Source organism: Pseudomonas sp. NFX183 (genome assembly GCF_047943075.1).
Lineage (GTDB): Bacteria > Pseudomonadota > Gammaproteobacteria > Pseudomonadales > Pseudomonadaceae > Aquipseudomonas.
Genome location: NZ_CP181333.1, coordinates 3,864,106 through 3,887,504, shown reverse-complemented (window position 1 = coordinate 3,887,504; position 23,399 = coordinate 3,864,106). Strand labels below are relative to the sequence as shown.

Sequence of the window (23,399 nt, the reverse complement as noted above, 5' to 3'; positions counted from 1 at the left end):
CTGACCCACCCCTATCAGCAACGCGAGAGAAACATGGACGTCCTCCGCCCCAACGCCCTGGAGCAGATCTATGCCCACGCCAGCCGCAGCTACCCAGAGGAATGCTGTGGTTTTGTCTTCGCCGACGGCAGCGTGTACCTGGGCAGCAATATCCAGAACGAATTACACCGCAAGAACCCCCAGATGTACGCGCGCAGCGCGGCCAACGGCTACACCTTCTCGGTGGCCGACACCCTGCTGATGAACAAGGCGTTGCGCAGTGATAACCCGGTAGTGGTGATCTATCACTCGCACCCGGATGTCGGCGCCTACTTCAGTGACGAAGACCAGGACAAGGCACTGTTCCTGGGTGAGCCGATCTACCCCGTGAGCTACCTGGTGGTGGACGTACGCCAGGGCAAGGCCCTGGGCTCAAAGCTGTTTGCCTGGGACGGCAAGCATTTCGCCCCTCAACCCTTCAACGACCTGCACACGGAGTTGTCCATGAACGCTGTCTCTTTCCCCGACATTCTGGTTCGCGTGGCCAAGCTGCCGGAATCGACCCTCGAGGGCACCGGATCGACATTGCGCGAAGTCATTGAAAACCTCTGCAGCAGCCACCCGCAGCTGCGCCCGCACCTGTTTCACGAGAAGAACAATCAGCTCAAGGAACACTTCCTGTTCACGGCCGAGGAAGAACTGATCGACGCCGACGAGCCCTTGCCGGAAAAAGCCAGAATCGAAGTGCTGCTCGCCACCTCCGGCGGCATGGACGTCGAGGCTTTAAGCAACGAAGAAGTGCAGCGCTACGTGCGCCATATCACTCTGCCAGGCGTCGGGCGCGAAGGTCAGTTGAACCTGAAAAAGGCCAAGGTATTGATCATCGGCACCGGCGGCCTCGGCTCGCCCATCAGCCTGTACCTGGCGGCGGCCGGCATTGGCACCCTGGGCCTGGTGGACTTCGATGTGGTGGAAAGCAGCAACCTGCAACGCCAGATCGTTCACGGCAACAGCACACTGGGCATGCCCAAGGTCGAGTCGGCCAAACAGCGCCTGCAGGATCTGAACCGGCACATCCAGATCAACGCGCACAACACTGCCCTCAACGCCGACAACGCCCTGGAACTGGTGGGCGCCTACGATCTGGTGATCGATGGCACCGATAATTTCGACACGCGTTACCTGGTCAACGACGCCTGCGTGCAACTGGGTAAACCTCTGGTCTACGGCGCCATCTACCGCTTCGACGGGCAGATCAGTGTGCTCAACTATAAAGGTGGGCCGTGCTACCGCTGCCTGTTCCCCTCAGCACCGCCTGCCGAGCTGGCACCCAACTGCAGCGCCGGCGGCGTAATCGGCGTATTGCCGGGTGTGGTTGGCATGATTCAAGCCACCGAGGCCATCAAATTGCTGATCGGCATCGGCGAGCCGCTGTCCGGTCGGTTGATGCGCTTCGATGCGCTGGCGATGAAATTCAGTGAAATCCGCTTCAAGCGCCGCGCCGACTGCCCGTGCTGCTCGGCGCTGCGTCGCAGCGAATCGGTGGCGCCGACAGTGTGCGCCGATGCCGTGCCCAGCCAACCGTCCCTGGCCGAAGAACGCTACATCAAGCCGCGAGTACTCAAGCAAGTGCTTGAACACCAGCGCAGTGCCGATGTGCTGCTGGACGTGCGTGACGCCACTGAGCTGGAGGTGTGCAAACTGCCGGGCGTGGTGCATATCCCCCTGGCCGAACTGGATGAGCAACTGCACAGCCTCAGCCGCGACAATACCCATTACCTGATCTGCTACGCCGGCTCCCGCGCCGAGCAAGCCGCCAGCACCTTGCTGGCCGCCGGTTTCGCCAACACCAAAGTCCTGCAGGGCGGCATGAAACACTGGGTTCGCGACGTCGAACCCGACATGCCTTTGTACTGATCCGGGGGCTGAGCGATGTTGCATAACTCCATTCTTGACGTGATCGGCCACACACCGATCGTGCGTCTGGCGCAGTTTTCCGAAGACCTTGGCATCGAGGTCTACGCCAAGCTGGAATCCCTCAACCCAGGTGGCAGCCACAAGGCACGCATCGCCCTGGGCATGATCCTCGACGCCGAGCGCCGCGGCGTGCTGATGCGCGATTCCGGGCAAACCATCATCGAGCCCAGCGGCGGCAACACCGGCATTGGACTGGTGATGGCCGGCAACGTGTTGGGTTACAAAGTGGTGCTGGTGATCCCGGACAACTACAGCCCCGAAAAGCAGAAACTGCTGCGCCTGTACGGTGCCAAGGTGGTGCTGTCGGACAGCCGCCTGGGGAACAACTCCCACGGCGAAAAGTGCATGGAACTGCAGCTCGAAAACCCCAGCTACGTGATGCTCAACCAGCAGCGTAACGGCGCCAATCCGCAAACCCACCGCGACACCACCGCACCGGAAATCCTCCGCGCGTTCGGTGAACGGCGCGTGGATTATTTCGTCAGCGGCATCGGCACCGGCGGCCACCTCACGGGCATCGGCGAAACGCTCAAGGCCGCCTGGCCTGCACTGCGGGTCATGGGCGTGGAACCGGAGGAATGCGACCTGCTGAAAAACCAGCACGCGCCGCACCATATCCAGGGCCTGTCGATTGGCTTGATCCCAAGCATTCTCAACCTGGACGTGATCGACGGCATGCTCAAGGTGTCGCACCAGGCATGCATGGACATGATCAAACGCATCATGCGCACCGACGCCATCAGCCTGGGCTTGTCCTCGGCCGCCAACATGGTCGCCATCGCCCAACTCGCCCCCGAACTGCCGCCCGAAACGGTGGTGTTGACCATGGTCTACGACAATGCTGACAGCTACCTGCCCAGTTTCGAATAACCGGTTTCCCAACCATCCAGAACGCGGGGGTGCCTCCATGGGGGGCTTTATCGACATGCAACAGCTGCACGATGAGTTGCTCACCCACCTCATCAAGACCCTGACGCCTGCGCAGATCAAGCAGCTGGAACCGCACCTGGCGCCGCTGATCCAGAACGCCGCACAGGCGGTGGCCGAAGACCTGATCGCCTATGCCTATCGCGACCCGGCGTCACGCGGGCGCGGCGAGTTGATTCTGGAATCCTATGCCTCGTTCAAGGCCGTGCTGTTTTACCGCCTTGCGCACCTGGTATGGCATTTCCCCGATCAAACCAATGGCGAGTTTTCGCGCATGGCTCTGAAGCTCAGCAACCAGGGCAAAATCCTCTCTGGAGCCGAGATTCATCCCGCTGCGCGCATAGGCCGGCGCTTCGTGCTGGACCACGGTTACGGCACAGTGATCGGCGAAACCTGCGAGATCGGCAACGACTGCTACATCCTCTGTGGGGTGACACTGGGCGCCCGCGGGATCGCCAACAACCCGGATGGCAAACGCCACCCGCGCCTGGGCAACAACGTCGAGGTCGGCGCCGGCGCCCGCGTGTTGGGGTATGTGCTGATCGGCGACAACGTGTTTATCAGCCCTTCGTGTGTCATCACCCAGGACGTGCCAGCCGGTACCAAGGTCAAGGTGGTCAATCAGGTTCAACTGCAGAAAAACGATGAGTCAGACCACAGCAACTACCTCGGAGCTTTCGCCCTGGACGAGCGTTTGCACGTGGTCGGCGAAGTGAATGCCAGCCACAAGGTCACGGTGCTCGACGCCGACTTTCACCCGTTGCAGGGGCTGATGCTGGAGCCCACGGTGAAAGAGCGTCATCACCTGCAGTTTCGCCTGCGCCACCTCGATGTCGGCGAGCAACTGCCACGCTTGCCGCTGAACCTGAAAATCTGCGGGCCGGAATTTGAAATCACCCTGCTCTCCCCGCCTGGCTTGAGTGCGATGGTGCGTCACCTGTTGCAAGCCAGCCCACTGATTGTCGGAGGTTGAACATGTCTGTGCACACCATGGAAACCCTGGCGCTGTTCGACAGCGCGCCCTACCAGAATGCCTTCAGCGCGCGGGTAATTGCGGTCAGCGAACACGGCATTGCCCTGGAGCACACGCTGTTCTACCCCACCGGCGGCGGCCAGCCGGGCGACACCGGGCACCTGACACTGGCCGATGGCACGCGGGTCGAAGTGATCGGCACCGTACGCGACCCGGTGCTGCGTTCGATCATCTGGCATCAAGTCGAAGAGTGCCCGCCGCAGTTGACTGCCGGGGTGCAGGTAGACGCGGGTCTGGACTGGGAGCGCCGCTACCAGCATATGAAGATGCACACCTGCCTGCATTTGCTGTGCTCGATCATTGATGCCCCCGTTACCGGTTGCAGCATCGGCGCAGACAAAGGCCGGCTGGATTTCGACTTGCCGGAAATGACCCTCGATAAAGACAGCATCACCCGCGAACTCAACGCCCTGATCGAGCAGGCCCACGTGGTGAAAACCCTGTCGATGCCCGCCTCGGAGTACTCAACCCTGCTGCAGATCACCCGTACCCAGGCAGTAGCGCCGCCGGTGATCCAGGGTTCGGTGAGGGTAATTGAAATCGCCGGCATCGATATCCAGCCATGCGGTGGCACCCATGTGATCAACACCGAGGAAATCGGCCGGGTGTTCTGCGAGAAAATCGAAAAGAAGAGCAAGCACAACCGCCGGGTGATCCTGCGGTTCGAGGGATAGATCAACCCTGACGCGGCCCGTATGGGGTGCCCCCATACAAGGCCGACGCGGTGCAGCCCTTATTGCTTTTGCTCGCTGATTTTCTTGCTCAAGGTCTCGATCTGCGCTTGAAGCTGCGCAATCACCGCCTTGAACTGTGCTTCCATTTGATCAAGCCCGGCCTGTAGCTGTGCGTTTTCGCTCATGAGTGCTTCAACGCCACGCGCAGCAGTCGCTTCTGGCTCATCGCTCGGGGCCGGCGTTGGGTCATTCGCGGGGGCCGCTGCGTCGGGTGACGGACCAGGCTCAGCAGAATTTTCCGGCTCGGAAGGCACCGCGTTCTGAGGCGTGCCAATCGCGTCAATGCGTTGAGCCAAGCCCTGGATTTGCTCTTGCAGTTGCTGAATCACCGTCTTGAGCTCCCCGAAAAACGCTAACACTTCCTGGCGAAACGCTTGGCTCTCACGGTTCAACGCTTCAAGACTTTTAGGCTGGCCCGGCTCAGTCCCCGATGGATTCGGTGTAACCGGCGAAACCTGTGACGGCGCAGTGTGCTGCTCACCTGCAGAACGGTTCTGCGGCGTAGCCTCAGGCTGATTCGAGGAGGGTTGAGTGGCTTCACGGGGTGTATTGAGTTGCTGAGTCAGGTCGACGACTTGCTGTTGGAGGCTCTGGATCTGTGGCCCAACCTCAGCGGCAAACCCCTGGAACTTGGCACGAAGCGCCATATTTTTTTGCGTCAGTTCTGCCAGTGAGTCCGCTGCCTCCGAACCCTGTGACGGTGGCGGGTTCACAATCGCGCTGTGGCTTGAGAACTGGCCGCGCTGCTCGGGCGTCATCGCAGGACGCAGCGGCGCCGGATCGGGCTGGGTACTGGCTCGTTCGGAAGCGCGGGCGCTGTCCTGGTAGCTGATGGGCGACGGCTTTTGAGGCTGTTCATAGCCAACCGTGTAGGGTGCTGGCCGAGTATTTACGCTAGTCATAGGGACCTTCCCAGATTCAGGTAGTGAAGTCGTGATTGCCGATTTGAAGGCCTGCGTTCGCACGCCGTCTGGTTACCTGATTGGCGTTTCTCTGAAAGAGGGTTCCGGAACCGTAGGGCGGGTAAGTGGCTATTTGTATCTCAGGCAAAAACAGCGGTGCCTTGCGCTTGTGTCAGGGGCGGACGCCCGGCGCACCAACACATAAGCCGCAGTTCGTACAGGAAACTGACAGCAAATTTATGTGCTTGTAACATTCAGAAACGTACAATCCCGCCTGCAACGCCTCGTTGCCCCTGACTCACGAAAACAGCGCCCGCCCTTCTCGGTGGGTCATTCGTGCAGCAGCTAAGCTCACTCCCATCACGCCCCTGAACGCTGCAGGACTGACTGCCTATGAACAGAGTGTTTCGTCACTATTTACCGGCGTCCACGCTGCGCTTGCTACCCAATCGCTGGGATTTGGTCGCCTTGCCTTTGGTGATCGGTTTTTTATTGTTTTTCTCCATTACGGCGCGGGAAACCTGGGCACCAATCGCCACGTTGCAAAGTGAAGTCATCTCTCTGGACCCGGCCAACCTGCCGGAATACGCCATGCGCACCACCCTGCGCATGCTCGCGGCGATGGTCGCCGCACTGGTCTTCACCCTGTTGTACGGCACCCTGGCCGCCAAAAGCCGGCGTGCCGAGAAACTGCTGGTGCCGGTGCTCGACATCCTGCAATCGGTGCCGGTGCTCGGCTATATCTCTTTTACCGTGACGTTTTTCCTGTTGCTGTTTCCCGGGCGTGTGCTGGGCGCCGAGTTCGCGGCGATCTTTGCGATCTTCACCAGCCAGGCCTGGAACATGACCTTCAGCTTCTACCAGTCGCTGCGCATGCTGCCCCACGACCTGGTCGAAGTGTCGACCAACCTGCGGCTTTCCGGCTGGCAGAAGTTCTGGAAGCTCGACGTGCCCTTCGCCATGCCCGGGCTGGTGTGGAACATGATGATGAGCATGTCCGGCGGCTGGTTTTTTGTGGTCGCCTCCGAAGCCATTACCGTCGGCGACAAGACCATCACCCTGCCGGGCGTGGGTTCTTACCTGGCCCTGGCCATTGCCCAGAAAGACCTCCACGCCGTGGGTTACGTGATTCTGGCGATGATCGTGGTCATCCTGATGTATGACCAGTTCCTGTTCCGTCCGCTGGTGGCCTGGGCCGACAAGTTCCGCATGGAGACCACGGCCTCTCAGGGCGCCGCGCCGCAATCCTGGCTGTTGAACCTGATCCAGCGCACGCGCGTGGTTCAGCGCATCCTGCGCCCGATCACCCGTGCCATCAGCCGAATCGGTAACAAGCGTTTCAGCCTTGCGGGCAGTGCGCTCAAGGCGTTGCCGGCAGAAACACCGAAGGCCTCAAAAGTGATCGATTGGGTGTGGGGCACACTCATCGCGCTGCTGGCCGCTTATGCGCTGTATCACATCGTGCAGTACGTCGGCACCGAAGTGACCTTTGCCGAGGTCGGCCATGTGTTCCTGCTGGGCCTGATCACGCTGCTGCGGGTAACCGGGCTGATCCTGATCGCATCACTCATCTGGGTGCCGCTGGGCGTGATGATCGGCCTGCGTCCCCGCCTTGCGGAGAAAATCCAGCCCCTGGCGCAGTTCCTTGCCGCCTTCCCGGCGAACCTGCTGTTCCCGGTATTCGTCATCGTGATTCTGCACTACAAGCTCAACCCGGATATCTGGCTGAGCCCGCTGATCGTGCTGGGCACCCAGTGGTACATCCTGTTTAACGTGATCGCCGGGGCCAGCGCGTTTCCCAATGACTTCAAGGAAGCTGCCGCCAACTTCCGCATCCGCGGCTGGTTGTGGTGGCGAAAGGTGATGCTGCCGGGGATCTTCCCCTATTACGTTACCGGCGCCATTACCGCTTCGGGCGGCGCGTGGAACGCCAGTATCGTTTCCGAGTACGTGTCCTGGGGCCAGGACAACGTGGTCGCCCACGGGCTGGGCGCCTACATTGCACAGACCACCGCCGCCGGCGACTTCCCGAAAATCGCCCTGGGCGTGGTGGTGATGTCGATCTTTGTGGTGGCCTTCAACCGCGCAGTCTGGCGGCCGATGTACGCCCTGGCTGAAAACAAACTTCGCTTGAATTGACGGGATTCGCTGTGATGAATACCAATACCGAACACGCTGCTGATACCCCGCAAATCTACTCGCTGAAAAACGTCAACCGGGTTTTCGGCAAGGGCAAAGACGAGCTGCAAGTGCTCAGCGGCGTGGACTTGAGCCTGCACGAAGGCGAGATCGTCGGCATGCTCGGCCGCTCCGGCTCGGGCAAGTCCACCTTGCTGCGCATCATCGCCGGGCTGATTCAGCCGTCGTCGGGCGAAGTGCGCTACAACGGCGCCCCGCTGAACGGCCCGGCCGAAGGTGTGGCCATGGTGTTCCAGACCTTTGCGCTGTTCCCCTGGCTGACCGTGCTGGAAAACGTGGAAGCCGGCCTGCAAGCCTTGCAAGTCGAGCGCAAGGAAAGCCGCCGCCGTGCCCTGGCCGCCATCGACCTGATCGGCCTGGACGGTTTTGAAAACGCCTACCCGCGCGAGTTGTCCGGCGGCATGCGCCAGCGCGTGGGCTTTGCCCGTGGCCTGGTGGTCAACCCGACGCTGCTGCTGATGGACGAACCGTTCTCGGCCCTCGACGTGCTCACCGCCGAAACCCTGCGCACCGACTTGCTGGACTTGTGGAGCGGCAAGCAACTGCCGATCAAATCGATCCTGATCGTGACCCACAACATCGAAGAAGCGGTGCTGATGTGCGACCGCATCCTGGTGTTGTCGTCCAACCCGGGCCGGGTGGTCGCCGAAATCAAGGTGCCATTTGCGCACCCGCGCAACCGCCTGGACCCGACCTTTCGGCAAATGGTCGACGACATTTATGCCTTGATGACCGACCGACGCAGCGCCGATGCCAAAGGCATCCCCGAGCTGAAAATGGGCAGCCTGCTGCCGGAAGTGTCGACCAACCTGATGGCCGGCCTGATCGAAACCCTGGCCGCCGAGCCTTACAACGGCCACGCAGGTTTGCCCACGGTGGCCGAGCGCCGCCTGCTGGAAGTGGACGATTTATTCCCGGTGGCCGAGATGCTCGAGCATTTGGGTTTCGCCGAACTCAAGGGCGCCGACATCACCCTCACCGACGCCGGCAAACTGTTCGCCGACTACGGCACCCAGGAACGCAAAACCCTGTTCGCCGAGCATTTGATCCGGCATGTGCCATTGGCCGCGCGCATTCATCAGGTATTGCTTGAGCGCAGCGGGCACCGCGCGCCACGGGTGCGCTTCGAGCAGGAACTGGAAGACTCAATGACCGAAGCCTTTGTGCAAAAAACCCTGGAAAGCGTGGTGGCGTGGGGTCGGTATGCGGAGATTTTCTCCTATGACGACCATACCGAGACCTTCAGCCTGGATGATGTGGAAGGTAGTATGTAAGCCGAACACTTTTTATTGAGCAAACAGGGCAAATGTGGGAGCTGGCTTGCCTGCGATGCAGGCAATTCGGTCTTTCAGATACACCGAGGTGATGCTATCGCAGGCAAGCCAGCTCCCACAGTGATTGGGTTTACACAGTGAGTGTTGTGGTGCTGTTCAGACCACAAACAGGTCCACAAACCGATTCACTGGCGTGGCCTCAAGCTTCGCCTGATCCTTGCACAGGGCAAAAATCTCGGCACTGCGCTGCGCGGTAAACCGCGTGGCCAGGTTGGCCTTGAACTTGTCCTCCAGCAATGGAATGCCATCCACCCGACGCCGACGATGGCCAATCGGGTACTCCACCGCCACCTGCTCGGTGCTGGAACCATCCTTGAAAAACACTTGCACCGCGTTGGCGATGGAGCGCTTGTCGGCCTCCAGGTATTCGCGGCTGTAGCGTGGCTCTTCGACGATCACCATCTTCTGGCGCAGCTCATCGATGATCGGGTGGGCCGCGTGAAACGCGTCCTCGTACTGCTCGGCCACCAGATTGCCGAAGGCCAGCGGCACCGCGGTCATGTATTGCAGGCAGTGGTCGCGGTCGGCGGCGTTGGCCAACGGGCCGACCTTGGAGATGATGCGAATCGCCGACTCATGGGTGGTGATCACAATGCGCTCGATTTCATGCAGGCGAGCTTTGACCTGCGGGTGCAAGGTCACTGCGGCTTCGCAGGCGGTTTGCGCATGGAATTCGGCCGGGAAGCTGATCTTGAACAGGACGTTTTCCATCACATAAGTGCCGTAAGGCTGCGACAGGCGGAACGCGCGCTTGTCCTCAGGCTTGAGCGCCAGGTCGTTGTTGGTGTGACTGAACAGCACGTCATAGAACCCCCACTGCGGCGCACTCAACACACCGGGAATGCCCATCTCGCCGCGCAAGGCGATATCGGCCAGGCGCACGCCACGGCTCGACGCATCGCCAGCCGCCCAGGATTTGCGCGAGCCCGCATTGGGTGCATGGCGGTAAGTGCGCAGTGCCTGGCCGTCGACAAATGCATGGGACAACGCTGCAAGCAACTGCTCGCGGTTGGCGCCCATCAGCTTGGCGGAGACCGCCGTGGAGGCGACTTTCACCAGCAGCACGTGATCGAGGCCGACACGGTTGAAGGAGTTTTCCAGGGCGATCACGCCCTGGATTTCGTGGGCCATGATCATCGCTTCCAGCACCGCGCGCACGGTCAGCGGCGCGTCGCCATTGGCCACGCGCTTTTGCGAAAGGTGGTCGGCCACGGCGAGGATGCCGCCGAGGTTATCCGAAGGGTGGCCCCATTCGGCGGCGAGCCAGGTGTCGTTGTAGTCGAGCCAACGCACGATGCAGCCGATGTCCCAGGCGGCTTTGACCGGGTCCAGGCGCAACGAAGTGCCCGGCACGCGCGCCCCGAACGGCACGACGGTGCCCTCGACGAGTGGCCCCAGGTGCTTGGTGCACTCGGGAAAACGCAGGGCCAGCAGGCCACAGCCGAGGGTGTCCATCAGGCAGTTGCGGGCGGTGTCCAATGCGGCCTGGGAGTCGATGCGGTAATCGAGGACATAATCGGCAATGTCCTGCAGGACCTGGTCGTAGTCGGGGCGGTTGTTCTGGTCGACGTTGGCGCTCATGGCAGTTCTCCAAACAGTTAGGGGGTTGTTCCATCCTCAGGGTCAGGGTTGATCATGTGTTGGCAGGTCTGATTGCCCACCTTGGTCGTGCGGATAGCACCATTCCCTGTGGGAGCGGGCTTGCCCGCGATGGCGGTCTGTCAGTGGCACATAAGGTGACTGGTCCACCGCATTCGCGGGCAAGCCCGCTCCCACATGGGTTCGGTGCAACCTATTAAAAGGCGTCGCCGGGCACGCGTACGAAACCTTCCATCAATACCCGCGCGCTGCGGCTCATGATGGCTTTCTTAACCACCCATTCGCCGTTCACCTGGGTCGCCTCCGCGCCCACACGCAAGGTGCCGGACGGATGCCCGAAGCGCACCGCATTACGCTCGACACCACCGGCTGCGAGGTTGACCAAGGTGCCGGAAATCGCCGCCGCCGTGCCAATCGCCACCGCCGCCGTGCCCATCATGGCGTGGTGCAACTTGCCCATCGACAAGGCGCGCACCAGCAAATCCACATCACCGGCCTTGATGGCCTTGCCGCTGGACGCCACGTAGTCCAAAGGCTTGGCCACAAAGGCGACCTTGGGCGTGTGCTGACGCTGGGCGGCTTCGTCAAGATGCTTGATCAGGCCCATGCGCAATGCGCCATAGGCCCGCACGGTCTCAAACATCGCCAGGGCTTTGGGGTCGCTGTTGATCGCGCCTTGCAGCTCGGTGCCGGTGTAGCCGAGGTCTTCAGCGTTGATGAAAATCGTCGGAATGCCCGCATTGATCAGCGTCGCCTTGAAGGTGCCGACACCGGGCACCTCCAAGTCGTCGATGAGGTTGCCGGTGGGGAACATCGAGCCACCGCCGCCCTCCTCTTCCGCCGCCGGGTCCATGAACTCCAGCTGCACTTCGGCGGCCGGGAAGGTCACGCCGTCGAGCTCGAAGTCGCCGGTTTCCTGCACCGCACCGTCGGTGATCGGCACATGGGCGATGATGGTCTTGCCGATATTTGCCTGCCAGACCCGTACCACGGCCACGCCGTTGCGGGGCACGCGGGCGGGGTCGACCAGCCCGGCGCTGATGGCAAACGAACCCACCGCCGCCGACAGGTTGCCGCAGTTGCCGCTCCAATCGACAAAAGGCTTGTCGATGGAGACCTGGCCAAACAAGTAGTCCACGTCATGATCGGCGCGGGTGCTCTTGGCCAGGATCACGGTTTTGCTGGTGCTCGAAGTGGCGCCGCCCATGCCGTCGATTTGCTTGTCGTAGGGATCGGGGCTGCCGATCACCCGCAACAGCAAGGCATCGCGCGCGGCACCCGGCACCTGCGCGGCTTCGGGCAGGTCCTTGAGGCTGAAAAACACGCCCTTGCTGGTGCCGCCACGTATGTAGGTGGCGGGAATCTTGATTTGCGCTGCGTGTGCCATGGTTAACCCCTCAGGCGGTCGCCGCCGATTCCAGGAAGTCCTGGGCAAAACGTTGCAATACGCCGCCCGCCTCGTAGATCGACACTTCTTCGGCGGTGTCCAGGCGGCACGTCACCGGCACCTCGACACGTTCGCCATTTTTGCGGTTGATCACCAGGGTCAGCTGCGCACGCGGGGTGCGTTGGCCGACCACGTCATAGGTTTCGCTGCCGTCGATGTTCAGGGTGTGGCGGTCGGTGCCCGGCAGAAACTCCAGCGGCAACACGCCCATGCCCACCAGGTTGGTGCGGTGGATACGCTCAAAGCCTTCGGCGGCAATCGCCTCCACACCGGCCAGGCGCACGCCCTTGGCCGCCCAGTCGCGGGACGAACCCTGGCCGTAGTCGGCGCCGGCAATGATGATCAGCGGCTGTTTGCGCTCCATGTAGGTTTCAATGGCTTCCCACATCCGCGTGACCTGGCCTTCCGGCTCGATACGCGCCAGCGAACCCTGCTTGACCTTGCCGTTTTCCTGGACCATTTCGTTGAACAGTTTCGGGTTGGCAAAGGTCGCGCGTTGCGCGGTCAAGTGGTCGCCGCGGTGAGTTGCGTAAGAGTTGAAGTCGACTTCCGGCAAGCCCATTTTCGCCAGGTACTCGCCCGCGGCGCTGTCGAGCATGATCGCGTTGGACGGCGACAGGTGGTCGGTGGTGATGTTGTCCGGCAGCACCGCCAGCGGCCGCATGCCCTTGAGTGGGCGTGCACCGGCCAGCGCGCCTTCCCAGTACGGAGGGCGGCGGATGTAGGTGCTTTGCGGGCGCCAGTCGTACAGCGGCGCCACTTTGGGGCCGGTGTCTTCGTGGATCGCGAACATCGGAATGTAGACCGCGCGGAACTGCTCCGGCTTGACCGAGGCTTTAACCACCGCGTCGATTTCTTCATCGCTGGGCCAGATGTCCTGCAGGCGGATTTCCTTGCCGTTGGCGTCGAGACCCAGCACGTCCTTTTCAATGTCGAAACGGATGGTGCCGGCAATCGCGTAAGCCACCACCAGCGGCGGCGAGGCCAGGAACGCTTGCTTGGCGTAGGGGTGAATGCGCCCGTCGAAGTTGCGGTTGCCCGACAACACGGCGGTGGCGTACAGGTCGCGGTCGATGATTTCCTGCTGGATCACCGGGTCGAGTGCGCCGGACATGCCGTTGCAGGTGGTGCAGGCAAACGCCACCACACCAAAACCCAGCTGCTCCAACTCGTGGGTCAAGCCCGCTTCGTCGAGGTACATCGCCACGGTTTTCGAACCGGGCGCCAGCGAGGATTTGACCCACGGCTTGCGCGCCAGCCCAAGCTTGTTGGCGTTACGCGCCAGCAGGCCGGCGGCGATCACGTTGCGCGGGTTACTGGTGTTGGTGCAACTGGTGATAGCGGCGATGATCACCGCACCATCAGGCATTTGCCCCGGCACTTCGTCCCACTGGCCGGAGATGCCCTTGGATGCCAGATCGCTGGTGGCCACGCGCGCGTGCGGGTTGCTCGGGCCGGCCATGTTGCGCACCACGCTGGACAGGTCGAAGGTCAGGCCGCGCTCGTATTGCGCGCCTTTCAAGTCATCCGCCCACAGGCCGGTGTGACGCGCGTACTGCTCGACCAGGGTGACTTGTTCGTCTTCGCGGCCGGTGAGTTTCAGGTAGGCGATGGTCTGCGGGTCGATGTAGAACATCGCCGCGGTGGCGCCGTATTCCGGGGCCATGTTGGAGATGGTCGCGCGGTCGCCCAGGGTCAGCTTGGAGGCGCCTTCGCCGAAGAATTCCAGCCACGCCCCCACCACTTTCTGCTTACGCAGGAATTCGGTCAACGCCAGCACCATGTCGGTGGCAGTGATGCCGGGCAGCAGCTTGCCGGTGAGTTCGACGCCGATGATTTCCGGCAGGCGCATCCACGACGCGCGGCCGAGCATCACGCTCTCGGCTTCGAGACCGCCAACGCCGATGGCGATCACGCCCAGCGCGTCCACATGCGGGGTGTGGCTGTCGGTGCCGACGCAGGTATCCGGGAACGCCACGCCGTCACGCACCTGAATCACCGGAGACATTTTCTCCAGGTTGATCTGGTGCATGATGCCGTTGCCCGGCGGGATCACGTCGACGTTCTTGAAAGCCTTTTTGGTCCACTCGATAAAGTGAAAACGGTCTTCGTTGCGACGGTCTTCGATGGCGCGGTTTTTCTCGAACGCGTCCGGGTCAAAACCACCGGCTTCGACCGCCAGGGAGTGGTCGACGATCAACTGGGTCGGCACCACCGGGTTGACCTGGGCCGGGTCACCGCCTTGCAGGGCGATGGCGTCGCGCAGGCCGGCGAGGTCGACCAGGGCGGTCTGGCCGAGGATGTCGTGGCACACCACACGCGCCGGGAACCAGGGGAAGTCGAGGTCGCGCTTGCGTTCGATCAGTTGGCTCAGGGACGCATTGAGCGTGGCCGGGTCGCAACGGCGCACCAGGTTCTCCGCGAGCACGCGGGAGGTGTACGGCAAAGTGGCGTAGGCGCCGGGGTCGATTGCATCGACTGCCGCACGGGCGTCGTAGAAATCCAGGCGGCTGCCAGGGAGCGGTTTGCGAAATTCAGTGTTCATCGTCAGGACTCGGTCACGGTAGTTGCAAAAGGAAGACCTGCGCAGATCCAGAATTGGAATGTGATCAACATGTGGGAGGGGGCTTGCCCCCGATGGCGGTGGTTCAGTGCCAGCTGTATCAACTGACAGACTGCTATCGGGGGCAAGCCCCCTCCCACATTTGACCTCATACCCATTCCCGGCTCGTCGGTCTCCTCACTCAGCGACGTTCGATTGGCACGAACTTGCGCTGCTCAACGCCGATGTACTCGGCGCTTGGACGGATGATGCGGTTGTTGGCGCGCTGCTCGAACACATGCGCGGCCCAGCCGGTGAGACGTGAGCAGACGAAAATCGGCGTGAACAGCTTGGTCGGGATGCCCATGAAGTGGTACGCCGAGGCATGGTAGAAGTCGGCGTTGGGGAACAGTTTCTTCTGCTCCCACATGGTCTTGTCGATGGCTTCGGAGACCGGGAACAGCACCTTGTCGCCCACTTCGTCAGCGAGCTTTTTCGACCAGCCCTTGATCACTTCATTACGCGGGTCGCTGTCTTTGTAGATCGCGTGGCCAAAGCCCATGATCTTGTCTTTGCGCGCCAGCATGCCGAGGGTGCCTTCGACGGCTTCTTCGGCCGAGCCGAAACGCTCGATCATTTCCATCGCGGCTTCGTTGGCGCCGCCGTGCAGCGGGCCGCGCAGCGAACCGATGGCGGCGGTGACGCAGGAATACAGGTCGGACAGGGTCGAGGCGCACACACGGGCGGTGAAGGTCGAGGCGTTGAACTCGTGCTCGGCGTAAAGGATCAGCGACACGTTCATGACCTTCTCGTGCAACTCGCTCGGCTTCTTGCCATGCAACAGGTGCAGGAAATGGCCGCCGATGCTCGGCTCGTCGGTCACGCAGTCAATCTTTTTGCCATCGTGGCTGAAGCGATACCAGTAGCACATGATCGCCGGGAAAGCGGCAAGCAGGCGGTCGGTGACATCGCGCTGCACGCTGAAGTCTTTTTCGGGCTCGATATTGCCCAGGAACGAGCAGCCGGTGCGCATCACGTCCATCGGGTGGGCGTCGGCGGGGATGCGTTCCAGCACTTCTTTAAGCGCCTGCGGCAAGTCGCGCAGCTTGCCGAGTTTGGCGGTGTAGGCCGCCAGTTCGGCTTTGGTTGGCAATTCGCCGTACAGCAGCAGGTAGGCGACTTCTTCAAATTGCGCATCGGCGGCCAGTTCACGCACGTCGTAGCCGCGATAGGTCAAGCCGGCGCCGGCCTGGCCCACGGTGGACAGTGCGGTCTGCCCGGCCACCTGGCCACGCAGGCCGGCGCCACTCAATACTTTTGCTTCAGCCATGGTTGTTCTCCAATTTTGTAGTTATTCAGGGAGGCGCGTTCTTTACTTTTTCGCGGCGAACAGCGCGTCGAGCTTCTGCTCGAAGGTGTGGTAGTCGATGCGATCGTAGAGCTCCATGCGGGTTTGCATGGTGTCGATCACGTTCTGTTGAGTGCCATCGCGACGGATCGCGGTGTAGACATTCTCGGCGGCCTTGTTCATGGCGCGGAAGGCCGAGAGCGGGTACAGCACGATGGAAACATCGGCAGATTTCAACTGTTCGGTGGTGTACAGCGGCGTCGCGCCGAATTCGGTGATGTTGGCCAGGACCGGTGCCTTCACGCGGGAGGCGAAGAGCTTGTACATCTCCAGCTCAGTGATGGCTTCGGGAAACACCATGTCAGCGCCGGCTTCGATGCAGGCGGCGGCGCGTTCCAGTGCCGACTCCAAACCTTCGACTGCGAGGGCGTCAGTGCGCGCCATGATCACGAAACTGTCATCGGTGCGCGCATCCACGGCGGCCTTGATGCGGTCGACCATTTCCTGCTGGGACACGATTTCTTTGTTCGGGCGATGGCCGCAGCGTTTGGCGCCGACCTGGTCTTCGATATGGATGGCGGCCGCGCCAAACTTGATCATCGACTTGACCGTGCGCGCCACGTTGAAGGCCGAGGAGCCAAAACCGGTGTCCACGTCCACCAGCAGCGGCAGGTCGCACACGTCGGTGATGCGGCGCACGTCGGTCAACACGTCATCCAGGCCCGTGATGCCCAGGTCTGGCACGCCCAGAGAACCCGCCGCCACGCCGCCACCCGACAGGTAAATCGCCTTGAAACCGGCGCGCTTGGCCAGCAGCGCGTGGTTGGCGTTGATCGCGCCAACGACCTGTAACGGATGTTCGCTGGCGACCGCGTCACGGAAACGCTGGCCGGGTGTACTTTTGTTGTTAGAACTCATGACTCACCTCTTCAGGAAGTGCCGTCGGGGAAGTGACGGGCAATGTTGCGTTTGGAGGCGCCGATATGCCGGCGCATCAACAATTCGGCCAGTTCACCGTCGCGATCGGCAATCGCGTCAAGAATGCGGTGGTGCTCGGCAAAAGCCTGGCGTGGACGATTAGGCGTGGCGGAGAACTGGATGCGGTACATGCGCACCAATTGGTACAGCTCGCCGCAGAGCATTTGGGTGAGGGTGCGGTTACCGGCGCCTTGAATTATCCGGTAATGAAAATCGAAGTCGCCCTCTTGCTGGTAGTAGCCCAGGCCGGCCTGGAACGCTTCGTCGCGCTCATGGGTATGAAGCACCTGGCGCAGCTCTTCGATTTCCGCGTCGGTCATGCGCTCGGCGGCCAGGCGGCAGGCCATGCCCTCCAGGGACTCGCGGATTTCATAGAGCTCGATCAGCTCGGCATGGCTCAAGGACACCACTCGCGCGCCAACGTGAGGCACGCGCACCAGCAGGCGCTGGCCTTCCAGGCGGTGGATGGCTTCGCGCAGCGGGCCACGGCTGATGCCGTAGGTGCGGGCCAGTTCCGGCTCGGAAATCTTGCTGCCGGGGGCGATTTCGCCTTTGACGATGGCGGCCTGGATGCGCCGGAAGACGTTCTCGGACATGGTCTGGGAATCGTCCTGCGCCACCACTGGGGTTTCCAGTTGATCCAGCATATTGTCGACACCTTTAAAAGCAATGCCGCAAAAACTAGCCACTCAAGCCAAAATAGTCAAAGAATAAATCAACATTGTCGACAATCGTCTAATAACCCCTTCTGCGCTGAATAGGGGCATGGCCGCCTGCCAGCGCTGGCGCCAAAAAAGCATCATGTTAGAATGCCCGCCGCTTTTGCCTGACATCACTTGATGAAACGGCGCACCCGAGATTGCGCAGCAATGCCAGTCGCCTTGAATTAAACATCGCACTGCAGCGCCTCAGGATCTATGAGACTCAAGCCCTTCCTTTTAATGTTTTGCCTAGCGTGCATACCCAGCCTTGGCGGCGCCGCCGAGAAGACCGTGTATGGCCTGAATGAATACGCGAAACTGGCGGGCATTGACCTGGAAGTGGCGGCCAAACTCGACACCGGCGCCAAGACCGCCTCGTTGAGCGCCCGCGACATCAAGCGCTTCAAACGCAACGGTGAGTCCTGGGTACGTTTCTACCTGGCCATCGACACCGCCCATTCCCACCCCATCGAACGCCCCCTGGCCCGCGTCAGCAAAATCAAACGCCGCGCCGGCGACTACGACCCCGATGAGGACAAGAACTACACCGCCCGCCCAGTCATCGCTCTGGACATTTGCATGGGCACTGCTTTACGCAGCATCGAAGTGAACTTGACTGACCGCAGCGCATTCCAATACCCGCTGCTGATCGGCTCCGAAGCCTTGAAACGCTTTGATGCGCTGGTCGACCCCAGTCTTAAATACGCAGCGGGCAAACCTGCCTGCGCCGCTGACGCTCCTACCGCCGAGTAAACCGAATGCGCTCTTTGACCCTGCACCTGAAAATCCTCATCACCATTTTGGTGGTGCTGGGTATTTCGGTCACCGCCTACCAGATTTTCGTGCTGGGGATTCCCGTCACCGAGGACGCCACCGACGACCTGTGGAACATCGACGCCAAGGTCGAGTTTGTCGCCAGCCCCAAAGACCCGGTGAAGATCTCGATGTTCGTGCCGCCCCTGAGCCGCGACTTCGTCAGCCTCAACGAGAGTTTCATCTCCAATAACTACGGCGTGAGCGTCAACCGCACCGACGGTAACCGCAAGGTCACCTGGTCGGCGCGCCGCGCCAAGGGCAACCAGACGCTGTATTACCGCCTGGTGCTGACCAAGCGTTACAGCGGCGAAAAGGTCAAGGTCAAAGGTCCGACCTTCCGCGACAGCATTGCTGTGGAAGGCCCGGAAAAAATCGCCGCCGAAGCCTTGCTGGCGCCGATCCGCCAGCATTCGGCCGACGTCGAAACCTTTATTACCGAAGCGATCAAGCGCACCAACAACCTCAACGACGACAATGTGAAGCTGCTGCTGGCGGGCGACCCGTCGACGCCGCACAAGGCCAAGATCGTCGAGTTATTGCTGTCCATCGCCCATGTGCCGGTGGAAAAAGTCCACACCATCCGCCTCGTCGCCGACCAGCCGCAAACCCCGGAACTGTGGCTGCGCAGCTTCAATGGCAATGACTGGCTGTATTTCAACCCGGAAACCGGCGAGCAAGGCCTGCCCGCCGACCGCCTGCTGTGGTGGACCGGCGATGAAAACCTGATCACGGTCGATGGCGGCAAGAAAGCCATGGTGACCTTCAGCCTGAATAACAGCGAAATGAACGCGATTCGCCTGGCCAAGCTGACCGACGAGAACACCGACGCCAACTTCCTCGAATACTCGCTGTACGGCCTGCCGCTGCAAACCCAGCAAACCTTCATGATCATGGTGATGATCCCGATTGGCGTGCTGGTGATTCTGATCCTGCGCAACCTGATCGGCCTGCAGACGCTGGGCACCTTCACCCCGGTGCTGATCGCCCTGGCGTTTCGCGAGACGCAACTGGGCTTTGGCATCGTGCTGTTCACCATTATTACCGCGCTGGGCTTGTCGCTCAGGTCGTACCTGGAACACTTGAAGCTGCAGATGCTGCCGAGGCTCTCGGTGGTGCTGACCTTCGTGGTGGTGCTGATTGCGGCCATCAGTTTGTTCAGCCACAAGCTGGGCCTGGAGCGCGGGCTGTCGGTGGCGCTGTTCCCGATGGTGATTCTGACCATGACCATCGAACGCCTGTCGATCACCTGGGAAGAACGCGGCGCCAACCATGCGCTGAAAGTAGCGATTGGTACGCTGTTCGCCGCCTCGCTGGCGCACATCATCATGAGCGTGCCGGAGCTGATCTACTTTGTGTTCACCTTCCCGGCAGTCCTGTTGATCCTGGTGGGTTTCATGCTGGCCATGGGTCGTTATCGCGGCTACCGCCTGACCGAACTGGTGCGTTTCAAGGCCTTCCTCAAGGCTGACTCGTAATGTTCGGCTTCTGGAAAACCTGGAAGGCCCTGGAAGCGCGGGGGATCATGGGCATCAACCGGCGTAACGCCGACTACGTGCTCAAGTACAACAAGCGCAGCCTGTACCCGATTGTGGATGACAAGATCATCACCAAGGAACGGGCCATGGCGGCCGGCATTCACGTGCCGGAAATGTACGGGATCATTTCCACCGAGAAAGAAATCGACAAGCTCGACGAGATCATCGGTGGGCGCAGCGACTTCGTGATCAAGCCGGCCCAGGGTGCCGGCGGCGATGGCATCCTGGTGGTGGCCGACCGTTTTGAAGGGCGCTATCGCACGGTGTCCGGCAAGATCATCAGCCATGAAGAAATCGAACACCAGATTTCCAGCATCCTCACCGGCCTGTATTCCCTGGGCGGCCACCGTGACCGCGCGCTGATTGAATACCGTGTGGTGCCCGACCAGATCTTCAAGAGCATCAGCTACGAAGGCGTGCCGGACATCCGCATTATTGTGCTGATGGGTTACCCGGTAATGGCCATGCTGCGCTTGCCGACGCGCCAATCCGGCGGCAAGGCCAACCTGCACCAGGGCGCGATTGGCGTGGGTGTCGACCTGGCCACGGGTTTGACGCTGCGCGGCACCTGGCTGAACAACATCATCACCAAACACCCCGACACCACCAACGCGGTGGATGGCGTGCAACTGCCCAACTGGGACGGTTTCATGAAGTTGGCGGCCAGCTGTTATGAGCTGTGCGGGCTGGGTTACATCGGCGTGGACATGGTGCTGGACCAGGAGAAAGGCCCGCTGATCCTCGAGCTGAACGCACGGCCGGGGCTGAATATCCAGATTGCCAACGACTGCGGCCTGACGTTGCGCACCCATGCGGTGGAAGCGCGGTTGGAAGAATTGAAAGCTGCGGGCGTGACCGAAACGCCGGAAGAGCGGGTTAAGTTCGTGCAGGAGATGTTCGGGCATATTCCCGCCGTTGAAGGCTGACGCCACTCAACTGTGGGAGCGGGCTTGCTCGCTGCCCCATTTAAACCGCGCTCTAGGACCAAACCCTTCGGGGGACTACAATCGCCTCCCCCAAGCCAACAGCTGATCCACCCCGCATGTCGACCTGCTCTGTACACCCGCTGCCCTACCGGGCCAACCCCGCCGACTACTTCGCGGCGATTCGTCATGCCCCCGGCGCAGTGTTGCTCGACAGCGGCCGCCCGGCTGCCGAACGCGGGCGCTATGACCTGCTCAGCGCCTGGCCAGTGGAAACGCTGACGGTACGGCCCGACGAAAACGGCAGTGATTTCCTGCAACGCTTGCGCGAAAACCTCGCGCAGTTGGGTGAGGCGGGTTTACCTGCTGGCTATGAGTTGCCGTTTGCCGGGGGTTTGATCGGCTACCTGAGCTACGACTTCGGCCGCCACCTGGAACACATGCCGCATTTGGCGGTGGACGACCTGCACCTGCCGGACGCGCGCTTTGGGCTGTATGCCTGGGCGCTGATCAGCGACCACCGGGTGCAGAGCAGTCAGTTGGTCTTCCACCCTTCGCTGATCGACAGCGAACGACAACGCCTGATTGCGCTGTTCAACGCTGAAGTTGTCGACACCCAGGCCAGCTTCAAACTGCACGGCCCCATGGTTGCGGACCTGACCGCCGACGCTTACCGGCAGGCCATCGTGCGCATTCAGGAGTACATCCAGGCCGGCGACTGCTACCAGGTCAACTTTGCCCAGCGCTTTCGCGCGCCGTGCGTCGGCGATCCGTGGGCGGCTTACTGCGCCTTGCGTGAGGCGTGCCCTACCCCGTTTTCCGGGTTCCAGAGCCTGCCGGACGACGGCGCAGTGCTGAGCCTGTCGCCGGAGCGCTTCGTGCACATCAGCGAGCGCCGCGTCGAAACCCGCCCGATCAAAGGCACCCGCCCGCGCGGCCTGACGCCCGAAGAAGACGCGGCCCACGCCGCCGAGCTGCTGGCCAGCCCCAAGGATCGCGCCGAAAACCTGATGATCGTTGACTTGCTGCGCAACGACCTGGGCCGCACCTGCCGCACCGGCTCGGTGAAAGTGCCGGAGTTGTTCAGCCTGGAAAGCTACCCCAACGTGCATCACTTGGTGAGCAGCGTCACTGGCACCTTGGCCGACGACAAGGACGCCCTCGACCTGATCGCCGGCAGCTTCCCCGGTGGTTCCATCACCGGCGCACCGAAGATTCGCGCCATGCAGATCATCGATGAGCTTGAACCCACGCGGCGCGGGTTGTACTGCGGCTCGTTGGTGTACCTGGATGTGCGCGGCGAGATGGACAGCTCCATCGCGATTCGCAGTTTGCTGGTCAAGGATGGGCAGGTGTGCTGCTGGGGCGGTGGCGGGATCGTGGCGGACTCGCAGTGGGAGGCGGAGTATCAGGAGTCGCTGACGAAAGTGCGGGTGTTGTTACAAACGTTGGAAAGCTTGTAGCAGCCCAGCCCTGCCTGAGGCTCAGACGCAGAGCCGAGCTGCCGAAAAAGCCTGCATGAGGGCTTGAGTATTCCTTATGATCGGTTGCTCGCAGAGGCCTGACCTGGCCGTACCGGCCCTGTCGCAGGCAAGCCAGCCACCCCACGTTGAACTGTGTGAACCCGACCAAATGTGGGAGCTGGCTTGCCTGCGAAGGGGCCATCAGCAGCGCTGAAAAACTTACAGGCTCAACGCCCGATTCGACGCTTTAATGAACTCTTTCTTCAAATCCTCAAACGTATGCACCGCCGGAAATTGCGGGAACTCGCGAATCACGTTCTGCGGCGCATGGAACAGAATCCCACGGTCAGCTTCGCCCAGCATCGTGGTGTCGTTGTAGGAATCGCCGGCGGCGATCACGCGGTAGTAGAGGGTCTTGAATGCCAGCACGGATTGGCGCTTCGGGTCCTTTTGACGCAGTTGGTAACTCACCACCCGGTCGTTTTCATCGGTGATCAAGCGGTGGCACAGCAAGGTCGGAAAACCCAGCTGGCGCATCAGCGGTTGGGAGAATTCGTAAAAGGTGTCGGACAGGATCACCACCTGGAAACGCTCGCGCAGCCAGTTGACGAACTCAATGGCGCCGTCCAGCGGCTCAAGGGTGGCGATCACTTCCTGGATGTCGGCAAGCTTGAGCCCATGCTCGTCGAGGATGCGCAGGCGTTGCTTCATCAGCACGTCATAGTCGGGAATGTCGCGGGTAGTGGCGCGCAGGGATTCAATACCGGTTTTTTCGGCGAAGGCAATCCAGATTTCCGGAACCAGCACCCCTTCCAGGTCGAGACAGGCAATTTCCACAAGACACTCCCATTTAGATGTTGTTAGTTGAGCGAGCAAAAGGACTGCCGAACTCTAGCGACTCAAGCTCTGCGCCGCAACGCAGGGCGGATTTTGGTACCATCGCTTCCCTATAGAGCGCTCAG

Annotated in this window: 18 protein-coding genes; 10 read left to right on the top strand and 8 right to left on the bottom strand. The window is 61.4% G+C overall.

Annotated features, from left to right (window positions below):
- The first annotated feature begins 33 nt into the window (after window positions 1-33).
- From moeB to ACM530_RS18215, 4 genes are read left to right on the top strand one after another with little or no spacing between them, the layout of a single operon-like run.
- Entirely contained in the window at window positions 34-1,896 is a 1,863-nt protein-coding gene (gene moeB, locus ACM530_RS18230; RefSeq protein WP_416362833.1) for a molybdopterin-synthase adenylyltransferase MoeB, read from the top strand.
- Between the two features lie 15 nt (window positions 1,897-1,911).
- The gene (locus ACM530_RS18225; RefSeq protein ID WP_145159143.1) at window positions 1,912-2,826 is read left to right on the top strand and encodes a PLP-dependent cysteine synthase family protein; all 915 of its coding nucleotides are present in this window, start codon (window positions 1,912-1,914) and stop codon (window positions 2,824-2,826) included.
- Window positions 2,827-2,863: 37 nt separating this feature from the next.
- A complete protein-coding gene (locus tag ACM530_RS18220) occupies window positions 2,864-3,856 on the top strand; it encodes a serine O-acetyltransferase (protein WP_416362832.1) in 993 nt (330 codons plus the stop codon).
- Between the two features lie 2 nt (window positions 3,857-3,858).
- Complete coding sequence (locus ACM530_RS18215) at window positions 3,859-4,590, top strand: alanyl-tRNA editing protein (RefSeq protein WP_416362831.1); 732 nt, start codon at window positions 3,859-3,861, stop codon at window positions 4,588-4,590.
- Between the two features lie 59 nt (window positions 4,591-4,649).
- Here the strand turns inward: ACM530_RS18215 and ACM530_RS18210 are convergent, their stop codons facing one another.
- On the bottom strand, window positions 4,650-5,552 hold the full coding sequence (locus ACM530_RS18210; protein WP_416362830.1) for a hypothetical protein: 903 nt from the start codon (window positions 5,550-5,552) through the stop codon (window positions 4,650-4,652).
- A gap of 393 nt (window positions 5,553-5,945) precedes the next feature.
- On the opposite strand from ACM530_RS18210, the gene ACM530_RS18205 reads away from it, so the two are divergent.
- Together ACM530_RS18205 and ACM530_RS18200 are read left to right on the top strand one after the other, a co-directional pair.
- Window positions 5,946-7,691 carry an ABC transporter permease gene (locus ACM530_RS18205; RefSeq protein WP_145159149.1) on the top strand — a complete coding sequence of 582 codons (1,746 nt, stop codon included), beginning with the start codon at window positions 5,946-5,948 and terminating at the stop codon, window positions 7,689-7,691.
- A 14-nt stretch (window positions 7,692-7,705) separates the two neighbouring features.
- A complete protein-coding gene (locus tag ACM530_RS18200; RefSeq protein ID WP_145159151.1) occupies window positions 7,706-9,025 on the top strand; it encodes an AAA-associated domain-containing protein in 1,320 nt (439 codons plus the stop codon).
- A 156-nt stretch (window positions 9,026-9,181) separates the two neighbouring features.
- Here ACM530_RS18200 and prpD read toward each other — a convergent pair whose 3' ends face one another.
- The 6 genes from prpD to ACM530_RS18170 all read right to left on the bottom strand — a co-directional run bounded on the left by prpD (window position 9,182) and on the right by ACM530_RS18170 (window position 17,646).
- Window positions 9,182-10,666, bottom strand: coding sequence for a 2-methylcitrate dehydratase (gene prpD / locus ACM530_RS18195; protein ID WP_416362829.1), 1,485 nt, complete (start codon window positions 10,664-10,666; stop codon window positions 9,182-9,184).
- A gap of 214 nt (window positions 10,667-10,880) precedes the next feature.
- Window positions 10,881-12,071 (bottom strand): 2-methylaconitate cis-trans isomerase PrpF, encoded by a 1,191-nt coding sequence (gene prpF, locus ACM530_RS18190; RefSeq protein WP_416362828.1) that lies wholly within the window; start codon window positions 12,069-12,071, stop codon window positions 10,881-10,883.
- Window positions 12,072-12,081: 10 nt separating this feature from the next.
- Window positions 12,082-14,676, bottom strand: a complete 2,595-nt coding sequence (gene acnD / locus ACM530_RS18185) for a Fe/S-dependent 2-methylisocitrate dehydratase AcnD (protein WP_416362827.1) — start codon at window positions 14,674-14,676, stop codon at window positions 12,082-12,084.
- 199 nt (window positions 14,677-14,875) lie between these two features.
- Entirely contained in the window at window positions 14,876-16,003 is a 1,128-nt protein-coding gene (gene prpC, locus ACM530_RS18180) for a 2-methylcitrate synthase (protein ID WP_369301381.1), read from the bottom strand.
- Between the two features lie 42 nt (window positions 16,004-16,045).
- Window positions 16,046-16,939, bottom strand: a complete 894-nt coding sequence (gene prpB, locus ACM530_RS18175; protein WP_416362826.1) for a methylisocitrate lyase — start codon at window positions 16,937-16,939, stop codon at window positions 16,046-16,048.
- Window positions 16,940-16,950: 11 nt separating this feature from the next.
- On the bottom strand, window positions 16,951-17,646 hold the full coding sequence (locus tag ACM530_RS18170; RefSeq protein WP_119742083.1) for a GntR family transcriptional regulator: 696 nt from the start codon (window positions 17,644-17,646) through the stop codon (window positions 16,951-16,953).
- Between the two features lie 270 nt (window positions 17,647-17,916).
- Between ACM530_RS18170 and ACM530_RS18165 the strand changes: the two genes are divergently transcribed.
- The 4 genes from ACM530_RS18165 to pabB all read left to right on the top strand — a co-directional run bounded on the left by ACM530_RS18165 (window position 17,917) and on the right by pabB (window position 22,437).
- The gene (locus tag ACM530_RS18165) at window positions 17,917-18,453 is read left to right on the top strand and encodes an ATP-dependent zinc protease (protein WP_119742081.1); all 537 of its coding nucleotides are present in this window, start codon (window positions 17,917-17,919) and stop codon (window positions 18,451-18,453) included.
- Between the two features lie 5 nt (window positions 18,454-18,458).
- On the top strand, window positions 18,459-19,991 hold the full coding sequence (locus ACM530_RS18160; protein ID WP_106576285.1) for an inactive transglutaminase family protein: 1,533 nt from the start codon (window positions 18,459-18,461) through the stop codon (window positions 19,989-19,991).
- Window positions 19,991-20,977 (top strand): alpha-L-glutamate ligase-like protein, encoded by a 987-nt coding sequence (locus ACM530_RS18155; protein ID WP_106576284.1) that lies wholly within the window; start codon window positions 19,991-19,993, stop codon window positions 20,975-20,977. The genes ACM530_RS18160 and ACM530_RS18155 overlap by 1 nt, the downstream gene beginning before the upstream one ends.
- Window positions 20,978-21,093: 116 nt before the next feature.
- Window positions 21,094-22,437 carry an aminodeoxychorismate synthase component I gene (gene pabB, locus ACM530_RS18150; RefSeq protein ID WP_416362825.1) on the top strand — a complete coding sequence of 448 codons (1,344 nt, stop codon included), beginning with the start codon at window positions 21,094-21,096 and terminating at the stop codon, window positions 22,435-22,437.
- A gap of 219 nt (window positions 22,438-22,656) precedes the next feature.
- Here pabB and thrH read toward each other — a convergent pair whose 3' ends face one another.
- The gene (thrH, locus tag ACM530_RS18145) at window positions 22,657-23,274 is read right to left on the bottom strand and encodes a bifunctional phosphoserine phosphatase/homoserine phosphotransferase ThrH (protein WP_145159167.1); all 618 of its coding nucleotides are present in this window, start codon (window positions 23,272-23,274) and stop codon (window positions 22,657-22,659) included.
- Between the last annotated feature and the right edge of the window lie 125 nt (window positions 23,275-23,399).